The following is a 16,814-nucleotide window of genomic DNA, read 5'->3' as shown; positions in this document are numbered from 1 at the left end:
AGATTTTACGTTTTTCTTTTTCTTTTTTCTTCCTTTTTAGGTTTGCTAAACGATAGGTGTATCCCCACTAAATTTCTACTAATCCCAAAAGTATTGCAAGAAGAAGGTAAGTTAATACTTGAAGCGGTAAAGCAAGAAATAGAACGAAAGATAATAGGATAAAGTATCTATACAGAAATAAAAACGGCAGCAATGCACTTCGCACTGCTGCCGTTTTCTATATAATCTAATCTATAATTCTTTTTACTTCACTTCCTCAAAGTCAGCATCTTGGATGTTGTCATCCTGCTTTGGTTGCTCTTGCTGACCTCCAGCTTGCTGCCCTGCACCTTGCTGTGCGCCAGCACCTTGATACATCTGCTGACTAGCTGTCTGCATAACGTTGTTGAGGTTAGCGGTAGCGGTGTCGATAGCTGCAATGTCTTGTGCCTTGTGTGCATCCTTTAGGGCTTGGAGAGCTTGCTCGATAGCTGGCTTCTGGTCGGCTGGGAGTTTGTCACCGTTGTCCTTTAGGAAGTTTTCAGTGGTGAAGATCATTGAGTCTGCTTGGTTTAGCTTGTCAATCTTTTCGCGTTCAGCCTTATCAGCAGCCGCGTTCTGCTCTGCCTCAGCCTTCATACGATTGATCTCCTCTTCGCTCAAACCACTTGATGCCTCGATGCGGATAGATTGTTCCTTGCCAGTTGCCTTATCCTTTGCCGATACGCTCAAGATACCGTTAGCATCAATATCAAAAGTTACTTCAATCTGTGGCACACCACGACGTGCTGGCGCAATACCTGTTAAATTGAACTGACCGATACTCTTATTCTGTGCAGCCATAGGACGCTCACCCTGCAATACGTGGATAGTTACCTCTGTCTGATTGTCGGCTGCGGTAGAGAATACCTCGCTCTTCTTAACAGGGATGGTAGCGTTGGCCTCTATCAACTTGGTCATCACACCACCCATAGTCTCAATACCCAATGTCAAAGGAGTAACATCAAGCAATACAATATCGCCTACACCGCTTTCCTTGTTTAAGATCGCACCTTGAATAGCAGCACCTATAGCTACTACCTCATCAGGGTTAACACCCTTAGAAGGCTCTTTACCAAAGTAGTTCTTTACCAATGTTTGCACTGCTGGGATACGGCTAGAACCACCTACGAGGATAACCTCATCAATATCGCTAGTTGATAGCTTAGCATCGCGGATAGCATTCTGACAAGGTACCAAACAAGCTTGGATCAACTCGTGGGCTAACTGCTCAAACTGTGAACGAGTTAAAGTCTTTACCAAGTGTTTTGGCACACCGCCTTCAGCTGTAATATAAGGTAGGTTGATCTCGGTTGAAGACGAAGAACTTAGTTCAATCTTTGCCTTTTCAGCAGCTTCTTTCAAGCGTTGCATAGCCATAGGATCCTTACGAAGATCAATACCTTCTTCCGATTGGAAACCATTAGCTAGCCAGTCGATGATTACTTGGTCGAAGTCGTCGCCACCAAGGTGTGTATCACCATTAGTAGATAGTACCTCGAACACACCACCACCAAACTCAAGAATAGAGATATCGAATGTACCACCACCAAGGTCGAACACTGCAATCTTCATATCCTTATTAGCTTTATCAACACCGTATGCAAGTGCAGCGGCTGTTGGTTCGTTTACAATACGCTGAACGTTCAAGCCTGCAATCTGACCTGCTTCCTTTGTAGCCTGACGCTGTGAGTCAGAGAAGTAAGCTGGAACAGTGATTACTGCATCGGTAACCTCCTGACCAAGATAATCTTCAGCAGTTTTCTTCATCTTCTGAAGCACCATTGCAGAGATTTCCTGAGGAGTATATTTACGATCGTCGATCTGAACACGTGGATACCCACCTTCGTTTACTACCTTAAATGGTACGCGGTTTACTTCCTTTGCACTCTGATCGAATGTTTCACCCATAAAACGTTTAATAGAGTAAACGGTCTTTTCTGGGTTTGTGATAGCCTGACGCTTAGCAGGATCGCCCACCTTACGTTCGCCACCTTCTACGAAACCAATAACAGAAGGAGTAGTACGCTTGCCTTCGCTATTAGCGATTACTACTGGCTCGTTACCTTCAAATACTGAAACACAAGAGTTTGTTGTGCCTAAGTCAATTCCTATAATCTTTCCCATAATTGTATATCTTTTTTTTATTTATTATTCTGTTTTATTTGCAGATTAATTCACAAATGGTATGCCAACGAAAGAAAAGATATAAAAACTGACACTTTGGCAGTCGTGGCGAGATGAGAGTTGAGAGTTCACTTCAGCTCTCTGTTATTTTTATCAGCCCAAACTACCTGCACACCGAAGCCGAAATCTTCTACCTTGCGGTTAGTGTCAGGATCGCGACGACCAGAAGGCACAAACTTACACTTTACGCCCTTTACATTTTTACGCAAAGAAAAATCTTCTGGAGTCGTTGAGGGGATGCTCTCTACAGTAAGGTGGAAACGCCCCAAACCATCTAGTGCTACCGTTTTGCCATTCGCTAACTGGAAGCCAATCTCATCAATGAGTGCCATTACGATACCGCGCACATCACCACGTGTAAACGATGTACTCTCTTGAATAGCATCCGCCAAGTCGTCAATGGTAGATACTCCATTACTCACAGTGCGTGCATGCCACTTTCCGCCGCGATTCTCTTCCTTAAACTTACTTTGCTGTAGTCTGATCTTTACTGCCATAATACTTTTCTTTAAAATCCTTACTCTGTTTGCCTTCTTCAAAACAAAAGATAAGTGCTTCTGTGGTAAAACATCCTCTTTTTTCTAGTAATGGCTTATCTTTCTTCAAATAGAAGGTATGCAAATGTACCCAAAAATAATTTATTTTCAAAGTTTTTTTAATTTATTTTTCAATTAAAAATAAATTATTTTTCTTTGCAAAAGATGATGTTTTGTGAATAGAAAGCTAAGCGTTTGCTCAACGAAAGATAGCCTATTGCTATTTATTTACTTAATGTTACCCACCTTAATCAAGTATTCTGCTATCTGAACAGCATTTAGTGCGGCACCCTTACGGATCTGATCGCCCGTTAACCATAATACACAGCTATTGTCATCGGCAAGATCCTTACGAACACGCCCTACATAGATATCGTCGTGACCAGCACTTTCTAATGGCATGGGATAAACATAGTGTTGTGGATCGTCTACCAATGTAACACCGGGAGCGGCTTTCAAGGCTTCACGAATAGCAGCAACCTCTAGGGGCTTTTCTGTTTCAAACCATACACTTTCAGAATGACTACGCAAAGAAGACACACGAACGCAGGTAGCACTAGTGCGAACATCCGAGTGCATTATCTTACGTGTTTCGTTAAACATCTTCATCTCTTCCTTTGTATAGTCGGTTTCGGTCATCTTATCTATTTGTGGAATAACATTGTAAGCCAACTGGTGTGGGAACTTATCTACGGTCTTTACCTCGCCTGTTGATAGCAATTCCCTATATTGCTGCTCAAGTTCCGCCATTGCAGCAGCCCCAGCACCCGAAGCACTCTGATAGCTACTGATATGTATTTTCTTAATGTGGCTAAGCTTCTCGATAGGGGCTAGTGCCACTACCATCATAATTGTAGTACAGTTAGGGTTGGCAATGATACCACGAGGACGGTTTAAAGCATCTTCTGCATTGATCTCTGGCACTACTAATGGCACATCATCGTCTTGACGAAACTGGCTAGAGTTGTCGATCATCACAGCGCCATACTTTGTAATGGTTTCTGCAAATTCTGCTGAAGTGCTACCACCAGCACTAGCAAAGGCTATATCTATATCCTTAAAATCGTCGTTATGCTGAAGCAATTTTACCTCATATTCCTTACTTTTAAAAGTGTATTTAGTACCTGCTGAACGTGAAGAACCAAACAAAACCAAATTATCTATGGGAAAGTTTCTCTGATCTAAGATGCGAAGAAATTCTTGCCCTACAGCACCACTGGCGCCAACAATTGCTACTTTCATATACTCTATCTAAAATATTATTATTCTGATTATGCTGCAAAAGTACAAAAAACCATTAATTATCAACTTTACTATGTCATAAATTTACTATCTTTGCATAAGATAGGCTGCATTCGGCAAATTGTAAGCAAGCTTCCTTTGCGCTCATTTGCACTATCTTTGCATAAGATAGGCTGCATTCGGCAAATTGTAAGCAAGCTTCCTTTGCGCTCATTTGCACTATCTTTGCATTATAGACGGTAGTGCTTTCTCACCTGAAAGGTGATATGTGCTTAGCCGTGGGTTAAGCGTAACGTAGTGGAGTGCAACCTACGGATAGTGTTAGGTATAAAGGTTCTTTCTGCAAAGAAAGCACATCCGCAACACGCCCCACCTCATTTAATAATAAATACATCCAATATCAACAATGATCGAGCTATCCCATTTTTTCCCCATTACAGATCCAACACTTATCTTTTTCGTTGTATTGCTGATGATTTTATTTTCTCCTATCATCATGGGAAAATTGCGCATTCCACACATTATCGGAATGGTTTTAGCAGGAGTGCTTGTGGGTAAGGATGGTTTTAATATCCTAGAGCGTGATGCTTCGTTTGAGATATTTGGGCAAGTGGGTTTATACTACATTATGTTCTTGGCAGGGCTAGAGCTAGATATGGAAGGATTAAAAAAGAATAGCAGGCAGGTTATCATTTTTTGCTTACTCACTTTTCTCTGTCCTTTTGTTCTTATCTATGGTGCTTTCACCTCGTTACTCCATTATGGAGGTATGGCAGCCTTGCTCATCAGTACCATTATGGCAGACAACACGCTAATAGCCTATCCCATTGTGGGGCGTTATGGACTAACGAAACACGTAACCACTACCATTAGTGTGGGGGGGACAATGCTCGCATTATTGGTTTCGCTCATCATTCTTTCCTCCATAACCAACTCGGTAAATGGCAATGGTGGTACTATGTTTTGGATCCTATTTGCTGCAAAATTTATTGCCTATAGTACGTTGCTCTTTTATGCTATTCCTCGTTTAGCACGTTGGTTCTTACATCGCTATTCTGATAGCGTGATGCAATTTACCTTTATTCTTGGTATTATGTTTGGCTCGGCAGTCTTGTCTTCTGCCATTGGTGTAGAAGGCATCTTTGGCGCATTTCTCTCAGGACTGATCTTAAACAGATTTGTTCCCAAAGTTTCGCCGCTCATGAACCGTCTGGAATTTACGGGTAACGCTTTATTCATTCCATACTTCTTGATAGGTGTGGGTATGCTCATCAATGTTAAACTACTCTTTCAAGGTACCCATATATTATGGATAATGGTATGCCTAACCGTGTTTGGAACGTTAGGAAAAGCCCTCGCATCGTATATCGCTGCATGGATTTTTAAGTTATCAAAACAGTCGGGACACATGATTTTTGGTCTTACTTCGGCTCATGCTGCTGGTGCTATAGCATTGGCGATGGTGGGCTGTAAGTTACCTATTGGTAACGGCGAGTACCTCTTCGACAATGCTATTCTCAACGGAATAGTACTTATGATCCTTTTTACTTGCATCATTTCGACTATGGTAACAGAGCGTGCAGCGCAACAATTACGCTTATCGGAGAAAGAAGATTTCAAAGAGAAGAAGGTGGATAATGATGAGAAAATTCTTATTCCAGTGAAGTATGCAGGCACGTCAACCAATCTTTTCAGTCTTGCGTGTATGATGCGCAACCCCAAACTGAAACGTGAGGTAGTGGCACTCAACGTGGTGTATGATGATGTTAATATGCACAAAAAACAAGCAGAAGGTCAGCACATCCTTGACAAGATAAGCAAACTTGCTAGTTCGGCAGATGTTCCTATATCCACCCAAGTGCGTGTGGCAGCCAATATAGCAAACGGAATAATGTACGCTTTTAAGGAAAATAGGGCTTCAGAGGTTATCATGGGACTTCATTTCAACCACCACAAAAATGGCGGTTTTTGGGGTGAATTTGCGCGCAGTGTGTATCAACGTCTTAACCGTCAGATCATCATAGCCCGCATAAAGCAGCCACTAAACACTATTCGCCGCATTCAAGTAGCAGTACCTTCAAGAGCAGAATACGATCCTGGGTTCTATCGCTGGCTAGAGCGTTTGGCACGAATGGCAGGCAATATGGAGTGCCGCATCGTGTTTAATGGTCGTCAGGAAACGCTCGACTTGATAAAAGAATATCTCGTTAATAACTTTCCTAGTGTGCGTGCCGAATACGAGCTAATGGAGCATTGGAACGAACTGCCTAATAAAGCCATGCATGTAAAGGACGACCACATGTTCGTGATAGTTACCGCACGTAAGGGAACTATTTCTTATAAGCCAGCTATGGACGACCTTCCTAACGAGATAAACCAATACTTTAGTGGCAAAACCATTATGATCATCTTTCCCGATCAGTATGGAAGCGGTATGGATAGTATGACTTTTGCAGAGTCGCAGCACACAGAAGAACGTAGTGTTTACGAGGTAGCAAGTGAATGGATACATAAGAAAAACTTACAAAAGCTATGATAGATATAAAAGGTATTACTAAGAGTTTCGGTTCGCTTCAGGTGCTGAAGGGTATCGATTTACATATAGAGAAAGGTGAGGTTGTTAGTATTGTGGGTCCTTCGGGTGCAGGCAAAACTACATTGTTACAGATTGTGGGCACACTTGATCGCCCTAATAGTGGTTCGATAGTTATCGATGGTATTGATGTTAGCAGTCTTTCTACTAGCAAATTGAGCGATTTTCGTAACCAGCACCTCGGTTTTGTTTTTCAGTTCCATCAACTACTACCAGAGTTTACCGCCCTCGAAAACATCATGATACCTGCTTATATTGCTGGTAAAAGTACAAAGGAAGCAAAGGCAAGAGCCGAAGAATTGCTAGGCTTTTTGGGCTTAACTGGTCGGGCTAGCCATAAGCCTAACGAGCTTTCAGGTGGTGAGAAACAGCGTGTTGCTGTAGCTAGAGCGTTGGTAAACAACCCTGCGGTGATACTTGCTGATGAACCTTCTGGAAGTTTGGACACAAAAAATAAAGAGGAACTTCACCAACTTTTCTTTGAATTAAGAGATAAGTTTGGACAAACTTTCGTCATCGTTACCCACGATGAGAATTTGGCTAGCATTACAGATAGAACCATACACTTGAAAGATGGTATCATTGTTTCGGACGAAAGCCGACAACATGTTCCCTCTGATGCGCAGTTTGTTGCAGAATAAGCGATAACTCATTCATATTAAGCAAATTAAAAAGGACGACAAGACATGAAAAAGATAGAATTAGGTACGTATAATAAGCTCACTGTAGTAAAAAAAGCATTGCGCGAAGGTTTTGGTGAGGAGTTTGGTGTTTACCTAGATGGTGGTAAGGCTGGCGACATCTTGATGCCACAGAAATATGTACCTGAGGGATTGGAAATAGGCGATGAGGTAGAAGTTCTCGTTTATCTTGATCAAGACGAACGCCCCATAGCCACTACCGAACACCCCCTCGCCACAGTGAATAGCTTTGCTTATTTGGAATGTTCATGGGTCAACGAGTTTGGTGCATTCCTATCATGGGGCGTAACAAAAGATCTCTTCTGCCCTTTCCGCGAACAAAAGAAGCGCATGGAAATAGGCAATTCTTACATTGTGTATATACACCTTGATGAGGAAACTTACCGCCTTGTTGCATCGGCAAAGGTAGATCGTTATTTCTCGAAAGAACCATCAAGCTATAAGCATGGGGAGAAGGTCGATCTGCTTATCTGGCAAAAGACCGATCTTGGCTTTAAGGTGATTATTGATAATAAGTATCCTGGTTTGATTTATGAGGATCAAGTATTCCAACGTATCCATACTGGCGATAAGCTGAAAGGTTACATCGCTAATGTTCGTCCTGATGGTAAAATAGATTGTACCCTTCAGCCTACAGGGCAACGCCATACCGTCGACTTCGCTGAAACGCTACTAGAATATCTCGAAACTCACGATGGATTTTGTGATCTTGGTGATAAGAGCGATGCTGAAGCTATAAAATATCGCTTCCAAGTATCCAAGAAAGTCTATAAAAAAGCCATTGGCGACTTATATAAAAAGCACTTAATAACAGTAGAGCCAACAAGTATTCGACTAGTTAAAAATTAAGATTTCCATCTTATCTTATTAAATATAATTCATGCAAAATCAGTTTTCACGAACACAATTATTATTAGGTAAACCAGCCTTAAACACACTACAAGGAAGCAGAGTGTGCGTCTTTGGAGTAGGTGGCGTGGGCGGATATGCTGTTGAGGTACTTGCACGCAGTGGTGTGGGAGCTATCGACATTGTAGATGACGACCGTGTATGCCTTACTAACGTTAATAGACAACTCTTAGCTACCACAAAAACAGTAGGAAAGTTTAAAGTGGATATAGCCGAAGAACGTATTCTCTCCATCAATCCCCGCTGCATCGTACGCAAGTATCAAACGTTTTATTTGCCAGACAATGCCGCACAGTTCGATTTCGCTAACTATGACTATGTTATTGATTGCATTGATACTGTAACAGCAAAACTTGATTTAATCTATCGCTGTCATGAATTGAATATCCCGCTGCTGTCGTGTATGGGAGCTGCTTATAAACTAGATGCTACCAAGTTTGAGGTAACTGATATTTTTAAAACAATCAATGATCCACTAGCTAAAGTTATTCGTAAGAAACTTCGCAAGACAAAAATCAAACATCTAAAGGTGGTATATAGTCCTGAAGAGCCATTGGAAAGTATCGAACAACCAGAAATAAGTTGTGCTTTTCACTGTATTTGTCCTGACAAAAATATGCGTAAATGTACCGAACGCCATACCATTCCTAGCTCCAATGCTTGGGTGCCAGCCACAGCAGGACTTATTGCTGGTGGTGAAGTAGTGAAAGATCTTGTCAATATAATGGGTACGATGCGTATAAAGCCAGAGGACGAAGCTACCAATGAGGCTGCCATTCTTGCAGAACAACGCGCAAAGGCTATGCTAGAAGAGCGTAAACGCTTAAAGGAAGCAGAAAAAGAAAACTAAATATTTATTCTACTTTTTATTTTGTATGTAGGGATAGATTTCTTAAATTTGTAGCTATCTATTACTTATAAACAAGATTACTTTTATGTTTAACTATAAATTATCTACTTTATGATTATTACAACAACTCCTCAAATAGAGGGACACAAGATCCTTGAATACAAGGGATTGGTAACTGGAGAAACAATTATCGGTGCAAACTTCTTTAAAGACTTTGCTGCTGGTATCCGAGATATTATCGGTGGACGCAGTAAGTCGTATGAAAAAGTTCTTATCGAAGGTAAGGAAACGTCTATTAACGAAATGATGCAACGTGCACAAGCAATGGGAGCAAATGCTATAGTTGGTGTCGATATTGATTATGAAACAGTAGGTCAAGGGGGAACAATGCTTATGGTAGCTACAAGTGGTACCGCCGTGGTGATCGACTAATTACTAACACAGCCTTTCAACTAAGATAGTCAAGTAGGTGGCAAATTGTGTGAGGCTGTTTGGTAAGATATATAAAAAGCAAGTTTTTAATACAGAAGTAATGATATTTAATAGCTTACCGATTGCATTTTTAATTATATCTTTTACTTTTGTAAAAACAAGCTAAAGCTTTACAAGCTAAAAATGGCTTTATATTACCTAAGACTATAACTAGAATAAAACCAAACAATATGAAAAGGACATTATTTGTATTTACTACTGCGTTTTTTATGCTCTTTACTTTTAGTTCATGTGAGAAAGCGGTATTAGAGGGAAGCGGAGACGATACTGAAGCAACTACACAGAAAACGCAATTAGTATCATTAAATTTAGCTTCTGAGACTACGCCAATGGTAGGGGCTTCTCGTGTACCTCTAAGTTCTCAAATCGTTTATGGTATAAATGTTTATGCTAAGAAAGAGGGGTTTGCATCATACGCTAAGTATGCCTATGGTCTTTTCATCGATGTATCAAAGGTGAGTCTTGAGTTACCAGAGGGTAGTACTTATAAATTCGAGTGTGTTGCTATACAAGATGATGAAAGCCAACTCTTTCATGAGGGCTTAGTTTACAAAGCTCCATACCTTCATGGGGATGCAGGATTGCCTACCGAGGCTAGCAATGCTTTTGTACGTTCCACATCGGAAAACCTCTCCAGTATGAAGAATTTTTCAGTAAACCTTATGGGACAAGATGATGTAGCGAAAGTTTCTCACATTTATAAGTATTATGGGGTTGTTGATGGATATAATCCTGCGGCAGGTGCCGATCCTCAGTTAGCACTCAAAAAGATGGTGTATGGTTTACACTTCAGTATCAAGCCTCCAAAAGAGGGAACGTTGAAGATAAGCTATAACGGCACAGAAAGTGTGGAGGTAAGTGCGCAAAACGATGCTTATGATCATTCTTTTATTTATCCTTTTAGTAGACTAGACGAAGCAAGTGCTGACAATTATAGTGTTACACTTACGCTCTTTTTAACTTGGACTAAAGCTGATGGAACTGTTTTTACAGGTCAAAAAGATATTACTATTAAGCGAAATGTTATGTATAATATAGCTATTGATGCTTCAGGCCCCAATCCTAAACAATTTACATTAACTTTAGATAACTCAGAAATGCTGCAAGAGAATATTGAGTGGCACTTCCAAACGCAATAGTTAGAAGCTTCATAGTTACTAGTGTTCCTCTAAATTTGTAGTTAAGTACATAAGTTATTAGATCATAAAAAAGAAAAGCCATAATCAAGAGAAGTTTTCCTCTTGGTTATGGCTTTTTATTATAGTTCTTTGTCGTTCCTATTTTCCTTTATTCTTTTTACAAATCATCTATTAGCGCAGTACTCTTTGCATAAGCAGTACTCTTGGCTTCAAAGAAATCGGTCTTTACCATATTCGCGTTCGAATATTGTGCCACCCATTCCATATCGGTAGGCTCTGTTTGGTTGTCTTCGAAAAGATAATCAAAGCCAAGACTCTTCCAACGTAGGTTGCCAAGATAGCGAATGTAATCGGACACCATTTGCTGGGTTAGTCCTTGTACCTCATTGCCTATAACATATTGTCCCCATGCTATTTCTTGTGCCACACCTTCACGCATCATAGCCTCATATATAGCCACTTTCTCTGGTGTAAATAGCTCTGGCTCTTCTTGTTTTAGCTCTATTATCATATTGCGGAAAAGCCACAAGTGTGTATTCTCATCACGATTGATATAGCGAATTTCTTGTGCCGATCCCGACATTTTTCCGTTTCTACTTAGATTATAGAAGAACATAAAACCGCTATAGAAGTAGATTCCTTCGAGGATAAAATTAGCGATGCAAGCTTTCATTAGACAGAACTTATTACGATGGGCTTGAAACTCATTGTAGCAATCGCCAATAAAAGTATTACGGCGTAGCAGGTGTTCATCGGTCTTCCATTGGTAAAGAATATCGTTACGTTCTTCTGGCGAACAAATACTATCTAGCATATAGCTATAGCTCTGACTATGCACACACTCTTGGAAAGTTTGAATGTGCAAGCAAAGGTTCACCTCGTTGGCTGTGATATATTCGCTGATGGTGGGTAGGTTATTGCTCTGCAAAGAGTCGAGGAATACTAAGAAACTAAGGATCTTATCGTAAGCCTTACGCTCGGCAGGAGGTAGGTTAGGGTAGTCCTTAATGTCTTGCGCTAGATTAATTTCTTCTGGAATCCAAAAATTGTTCATAGCCTGACGATACCAATCGCTTACCCACGAGTAGCGCATGTTATTAAAGTCGTTAAGGTTGGTAGTGTTACCACCAATCATACGGCGTAATCTTAAATCTGTGTCGCCTTGCGGATTGAACAAGGCGTTGCGTTGTAGTTGTTCCATTTTTTATGAATTCTTCTATTTAGCTTGCGCAGCTTTCACACTCTTCTACTTCTAGCGATTTACTTCTAACATAGTAAATCGTTTTTACACCGCTTTTCCATGCTAGCAGATAGAGATTGAGTACTTGTCGCATTGTATAATCGTTTGTAATATAGAGGTTCATGCTTTGTGCCTGATCAATATGGCGTTGTCGAATGCCCGATGCTCGAATGCTCCATTGCTGGTTGATGTAATAGGCACCTTTGTACATCCAATAAGTTTTATCGGATAACTCTGGAGCAACACGTGGCAACATAGCTCCTTTCTTTTCTTCTAAGAAAAAACGCTGCATGATAGGGTCGAGACCAGCCGTTGTTCCTGCCAAAATACTCGTGCTACTTGTTGGTGCTACAGCCAACAGGTAAGCGTTGCGCATACCCTGTTGTGCCACGTGTGCTTGCAATTGCTGCCATGCCTCGCTATTATAGTCGCGTTTCTTAAAGTAAGCTCCCGTTTGCCAGTCGCTTCCCTCGAAGTATTCATAACTACCCTTTTCTTTTGCAATAGCCGAGCTAGCTTTGATAGCCGCATAATTAATGGTTTCAAATACCTCGTTCATAAACTCAAGATGTCGGTCGCTTTCCCATTTAATACCACGTTTAGCCAAAGCATGATGATAACCACTCACACCAAGACCGATGCTACGATAGCGGTGGTTGGTAATTTCGGCGTATGGAACTGGGTAAAAGTTGAGGTCGATCACATTGTCCAGTGCGCGAACCACCGTTGCCACCTTGTCGCACATGGCTTCTTTGTCTTCCAAAGGCAGTCTGCCTAATGATAAACTAGCCAAATTGCACACCACAAAATCGCCAGGTTTTACGGTTGTTATTACCACCTTGTCGCCATTTTCGGTCTTTACTTCTTGACTTACTTCCTCAATAGCTGCCATATTTTGTGCAATCTCTGTGCAGAGGTTAGAGCAGTAAATAATACCCTTATGGTTATTAGGGTTAGCCCTATTTACGATGTCTCTGTTGAATGTAAATGGTGTTCCCGTCTCTACTGCCGAACGAAGAATAAGGCGAACAAGGTCTTTTATGCTAATCACTCGTCGCGAAAGGCGAGCATCGTTGATACACTCTTGATAACGGCGTTCCCATTCTTCACCATAGAAATCTTCCAAAGCATATCCCTTTACACGTAAAATCTCGTTCGGACAGAAAAGAGTCCAGTTCTGGTCAAGGCTCTGTTCTGCCATGCGCCAAAACAAATCGGGATAGCAAACAGCAGGAAATATATCGTGTGCCTTCATACGATCGTCGCCGTTGTTGGTGCGTAATTGTAAAAATTCAGGAATATCCTTATGCCAAACATCTAGGTAAACAGCTACAGCACCTTGTCGCATACCGAGCTGATCTACAGCTACTGCCGTGTCGTTTACCAACTTCATCCACCGTATCACACCGCCAGCTACGCCTTTAAACCCACGAATATCACCACCTGTGGCACGCACCTTACCAAAATACATACCCATACCACCGCCATGTTTGCTCACTTGAGCAAAGTTGTCGATACTGCGATAAATGCCGATGAGACTATCTGGCACCGTGTCGATGAAGCAACTAGATAGCTGATGATGAGGTTTTCGCGCATTAGAGAGGGTAGGCGTAGCCATCGTTACTTCTAGCTGGCTGAGCAAATCATAAATCTTGCCCACCCATTCCATACGGTTTTCTTTTTCAGGAATTGCCAAATGGAGGGCAATACCCATATACATTTCCTGTACACGCTCAATGACTTTATGGTCAAAGGTGTGGATAAGGTAGCGCTTTGATAAGAGGTCTAGTCCGCTATAATTAAAGAGGTGGTTGCGACTAGTGTCCATTTTCTTTTCGGCAGCCATGATGTCTTCTTGGCTATAGTGTTCCAGAATATACGTTCCGTAAAGCCCTTCGTCTGTAAGATAGCGCAATTTCTCGTAAAAAGAGCTGAGTCCTAATTTGCGTTCCACCTCATCAATGCTGCGGTTGAGCTGAAAACTTAGCAATCTACCCGCTATCATTTCCCATTGTGGACACTCGGCAGTGGTCAATTCCACGGCAGCTTTTACCAAGGCGTTAAGCTTTTCCTTCTGTGTCATCAGCGGTTTAGAGAAACTCATAAACTTATCCGACAACAAAGTAACGCTATATTCTGCGCCGCGGAAATCCTGACGGATACCATTCAATACTTTTTCTATCTCGTTATCACCAATGTTAAAAGCTATATTCTTGATATATTTACGTTGCTCATTGCGTTGCCAGCGAAAAAGGATATAGCTTTTTGCCTCGTCGAAGAAACCATGTGCCATTAAGGTTTTTTCCACTTTGTCTTGAATGTTTTCCACATCACGTTTGCTGGTGTTTTCTTTTAGGAAATTTTCCACCTCCAAAGCCATCTCCTCTATTTCTTTTTGATGACCTAAGTTTTCTGTGCTAGCAAAGCTTTTTCCTATCGCTGCTATTATTTTTGATTGAGTATAGTTTTCTATACTGCCATCTCTTTTGGTAACTTGCATCTTGTATTATTTATGGTAAGTTGTCTGTTTTTAATTTAAATATATCTGATTACCAATTGTTTAAAGATTTAGTTGTCTCTAAAAGTTATCCATTTTGTGTAACCATGTACAAAGATAAAAAAAATAAATGATCTAAAATTGTAAACTATGCAATATTTTAAGATATTATATTTTATTGTTTTAGTAAGCTGTTTTTAAGAGCTTCTTATATGTTTTTTTCTAAAGCTACTTTACCATGTTATATATTTATGGGGTATATTTTGTTTATCTGTGGCAACGGAAATTGCATCTTTCAGATTTTTTGTAGTGGAGTCTTATATAGCACTCTTTTCTCTATAGATTACAGTTTCCCGCTACATATCTAATGCGCCAAATGGTGGTATAAATGTAATATTATTTCTTTCTATCTAAACGGTTTAATGATAGAATAGAGAGTGTTTTTAACTCATTGATATTCTGTATGTTATGAGTGAGTTTTTAAAAGGTTACCTTTTACCGTGCAAAAGGTAACCTTTTGTAGCGTAAAAGGTCATCTTTTACTCGGTAAAACATGACCTTTTGCAACGTAATAGCTTATGTATAGTTTTTGTGTAAAATATTTTTCTGTGCGGAGTATATAAAAAGAAAAGAGCCATAAGTTAAAAAACTTACAGCTCTTTTGCTTGATGTGCGCCTGATAGGACTCGAACCTACACGTCGCGAAACACTAGATCCTAAGTCTAGCGCGTCTACCAATTTCGCCACAGGCGCGTATCTTTTTAAGACTGTGCAAAGGTATAGGTTTTTGGTGGAACTGCCAAATGTTTTGAAATATTTCTAGCTGTGATTTACAAGAATAATATGAGTTTTGGCGATTTTTTTAGCATAATTGCCATGATTATCGCCATTTAAGGGAGAGGCTTTGAGGCAAAAAGTAGCAAGATAAGTCGGCTAAGGATAGGCGTACTATAATATAATAAGGTAGAAGCACTGAAAAATAAAGTGCGCATATTAGGGAAACTTTTTCTAATTATTTTGTATTTTTGGTGTAATAATATGAAACCATTGCCGTCTATAAGACAGAAATATCTAAGAAATGGACGAAAAAGAACTCGTAGAACAGATATTGCAAGGCGACACGAAGCTATATGCGGAGATCGTTAAGCGTTATTCGGGACAGGTTTTCTCGAAGATGCTCTGTATGACGAAAAATACAGAGGAGGCACAAGAACTCACGCAGCAAACATTTGTACGTGCTTACACCCGACTAGAATGTTGGCGGGGTGGTGCGCTAGGTGGTTGGATCAGTGCCATTGCTATGCATCTATCGCTCGATGCTATTGCCAAGGCAAAACGACTTCGCTCCACACCCATTGATAATATTGGTAGCAAAGAGCAAGACGATCCTTATAATGAGGAACGCGAGCGTAAGTTGCTACAAATGGAAGCGGCAATGGCTACTCTCTCGGAAAACGACCAAGCGATCATCAAACTTCACTACTATGAAGGAAAGAAAGCTAATGATATTGCGGGGAAGTTAGGTATGACACAAAGTAATGTTTTGGTGAAACTTCACCGCATTCGTGAACAACTTAAAAAGAAAATGGAAGATGAAAGAGGTTAATGATAAAGAACTAGATGCGTTGATAGCAGAAACGCTGCAACGGCAAATGATACAAGATGCCATTCAGGTGGAGGTGATGAAAGAGTTGCGACACGCTAAACAGAGAAGTAAGTGGAATAGTATGCTTCGCCTAGTTGCTTTCAGTTTTGGTTTGCCATTGCTGTTGTTAGTATCAGCTTACGGAGCTTATTGCGCAATGAAGGTTGATAATTTCTCGACACCATTGGTTATTGTAATGAGTGCGTTTGTAGGTTTGGTAATCTATGCTTGTGATGGATTAGTGAAAAATTTTTCTTATCGATAGTGTAATAATATTGCATAAGGAAAGTCTTAACAATAAAGAGTAATAATAATAAAAATATAAAGTTATGGGAATTTTAATGTATGTTATGAATGGCGGACAATTAGTCGGATTAATTTGCGGAGTATCTGGAATTTTATGTGGTATCATTGGGGTTATCTCAAATGCCATTGTTGAGGGAAAGAAAAACCAAAGTGAAGAACGTGTAAAGCAAGCGATAATAGAGAAAGGAGTGTCATTAGACACTATGAAAGAACTTTTTCCAGAACCTAAGAAGAGTAAAAAATATGCTTCTTTGCATTGGGGGTTTATACTTCTGGGACTAGGTTTGGGCTACCTCCTTTATCTTTTTGCAGGAATGAATGGTGATACTGGCTTTATTTTCACGTTAAGTCTTGGTATGGGATTAGGATTAATAGTATCGTTTTTTATTCGCCGTAAGTTTGAAATTAAAGACGAAGAGCGTGAGCGTAACATCAACCAATAAGATGTTAGTTATTAAC

General features: G+C 40.4%; 15 protein-coding genes and 1 tRNA gene. 9 read left to right on the top strand and 7 right to left on the bottom strand.

Annotated features, from left to right (window positions below; genetic code table 11):
• Positions 1-243: 243 nt before the first annotated feature.
• From dnaK to PREBIDRAFT_RS04910, 4 genes are all read right to left on the bottom strand, one after another.
• Positions 244-2,145, bottom strand: a complete 1,902-nt coding sequence (gene dnaK, locus PREBIDRAFT_RS04920; RefSeq protein WP_004338799.1) for a molecular chaperone DnaK — start codon at positions 2,143-2,145, stop codon at positions 244-246.
• A 128-nt stretch (positions 2,146-2,273) separates the two neighbouring features.
• Complete coding sequence (locus tag PREBIDRAFT_RS04915) at positions 2,274-2,702, bottom strand: HU family DNA-binding protein (RefSeq protein WP_004338801.1); 429 nt, start codon at positions 2,700-2,702, stop codon at positions 2,274-2,276.
• A complete protein-coding gene (locus PREBIDRAFT_RS11435; protein ID WP_004339364.1) occupies positions 2,671-2,853 on the bottom strand; it encodes a hypothetical protein in 183 nt (60 codons plus the stop codon). Before PREBIDRAFT_RS11435 ends, PREBIDRAFT_RS04915 begins: the two co-directional genes overlap by 32 nt.
• Before the next feature lie 116 nt (positions 2,854-2,969).
• Entirely contained in the window at positions 2,970-3,983 is a 1,014-nt protein-coding gene (locus PREBIDRAFT_RS04910) for an aspartate-semialdehyde dehydrogenase (protein WP_004338802.1), read from the bottom strand.
• Positions 3,984-4,389: 406 nt separating this feature from the next.
• Here PREBIDRAFT_RS04910 and PREBIDRAFT_RS04905 point away from each other — a divergent pair, with 406 nt between their 5' ends.
• The 6 genes from PREBIDRAFT_RS04905 to PREBIDRAFT_RS04880 all read left to right on the top strand — a co-directional run bounded on the left by PREBIDRAFT_RS04905 (position 4,390) and on the right by PREBIDRAFT_RS04880 (position 10,667).
• Positions 4,390-6,519: a cation:proton antiporter gene (locus PREBIDRAFT_RS04905; protein ID WP_004338804.1), complete on the top strand. Its 2,130-nt coding sequence runs from the start codon at positions 4,390-4,392 to the stop codon at positions 6,517-6,519.
• The gene (locus tag PREBIDRAFT_RS04900) at positions 6,516-7,217 is read left to right on the top strand and encodes an ABC transporter ATP-binding protein (RefSeq protein ID WP_004338805.1); all 702 of its coding nucleotides are present in this window, start codon (positions 6,516-6,518) and stop codon (positions 7,215-7,217) included. The genes PREBIDRAFT_RS04905 and PREBIDRAFT_RS04900 overlap by 4 nt, the downstream gene beginning before the upstream one ends.
• Positions 7,218-7,262: 45 nt before the next feature.
• Positions 7,263-8,126 carry a CvfB family protein gene (locus PREBIDRAFT_RS04895; protein ID WP_004338807.1) on the top strand — a complete coding sequence of 288 codons (864 nt, stop codon included), beginning with the start codon at positions 7,263-7,265 and terminating at the stop codon, positions 8,124-8,126.
• Between the two features lie 31 nt (positions 8,127-8,157).
• Positions 8,158-9,036, top strand: a complete 879-nt coding sequence (locus PREBIDRAFT_RS04890) for a ThiF family adenylyltransferase (RefSeq protein ID WP_004338809.1) — start codon at positions 8,158-8,160, stop codon at positions 9,034-9,036.
• 111 nt (positions 9,037-9,147) lie between these two features.
• Positions 9,148-9,468, top strand: coding sequence for a heavy metal-binding domain-containing protein (locus PREBIDRAFT_RS04885; protein WP_004338811.1), 321 nt, complete (start codon positions 9,148-9,150; stop codon positions 9,466-9,468).
• A 230-nt stretch (positions 9,469-9,698) separates the two neighbouring features.
• A complete protein-coding gene (locus tag PREBIDRAFT_RS04880; RefSeq protein WP_004338813.1) occupies positions 9,699-10,667 on the top strand; it encodes a hypothetical protein in 969 nt (322 codons plus the stop codon).
• Positions 10,668-10,824: 157 nt separating this feature from the next.
• On the opposite strand, the gene PREBIDRAFT_RS04875 is transcribed toward PREBIDRAFT_RS04880, so the two are convergent.
• The 3 genes from PREBIDRAFT_RS04875 to PREBIDRAFT_RS04865 all read right to left on the bottom strand — a co-directional run bounded on the left by PREBIDRAFT_RS04875 (position 10,825) and on the right by PREBIDRAFT_RS04865 (position 15,157).
• The gene (locus tag PREBIDRAFT_RS04875) at positions 10,825-11,868 is read right to left on the bottom strand and encodes a ribonucleotide-diphosphate reductase subunit beta (protein WP_004338816.1); all 1,044 of its coding nucleotides are present in this window, start codon (positions 11,866-11,868) and stop codon (positions 10,825-10,827) included.
• 19 nt (positions 11,869-11,887) lie between these two features.
• The gene (locus PREBIDRAFT_RS04870; RefSeq protein WP_004338818.1) at positions 11,888-14,407 is read right to left on the bottom strand and encodes a ribonucleoside-diphosphate reductase subunit alpha; all 2,520 of its coding nucleotides are present in this window, start codon (positions 14,405-14,407) and stop codon (positions 11,888-11,890) included.
• Between the two features lie 668 nt (positions 14,408-15,075).
• Positions 15,076-15,157: transfer RNA gene (locus PREBIDRAFT_RS04865), tRNA-Leu, on the bottom strand.
• A gap of 325 nt (positions 15,158-15,482) precedes the next feature.
• Between PREBIDRAFT_RS04865 and PREBIDRAFT_RS04860 the strand changes: the two genes are divergently transcribed.
• The 3 genes from PREBIDRAFT_RS04860 to PREBIDRAFT_RS04850 all read left to right on the top strand — a co-directional run bounded on the left by PREBIDRAFT_RS04860 (position 15,483) and on the right by PREBIDRAFT_RS04850 (position 16,798).
• The gene (locus PREBIDRAFT_RS04860) at positions 15,483-16,010 is read left to right on the top strand and encodes an RNA polymerase sigma factor (RefSeq protein WP_004338819.1); all 528 of its coding nucleotides are present in this window, start codon (positions 15,483-15,485) and stop codon (positions 16,008-16,010) included.
• Complete coding sequence (locus tag PREBIDRAFT_RS04855; RefSeq protein ID WP_004338821.1) at positions 15,997-16,314, top strand: hypothetical protein; 318 nt, start codon at positions 15,997-15,999, stop codon at positions 16,312-16,314. Before PREBIDRAFT_RS04860 ends, PREBIDRAFT_RS04855 begins: the two co-directional genes overlap by 14 nt.
• A gap of 64 nt (positions 16,315-16,378) precedes the next feature.
• The gene (locus PREBIDRAFT_RS04850) at positions 16,379-16,798 is read left to right on the top strand and encodes a DUF6249 domain-containing protein (RefSeq protein ID WP_004339361.1); all 420 of its coding nucleotides are present in this window, start codon (positions 16,379-16,381) and stop codon (positions 16,796-16,798) included.
• Positions 16,799-16,814: the final 16 nt, after the last annotated feature.

Source organism: Prevotella bivia DSM 20514, from assembly GCF_000262545.1.
Lineage (GTDB): Bacteria > Bacteroidota > Bacteroidia > Bacteroidales > Bacteroidaceae > Prevotella > Prevotella bivia.
Note: the sequence above shows the minus strand (reverse complement) of the source record. Positions and strands in the feature narration are given on the sequence as shown.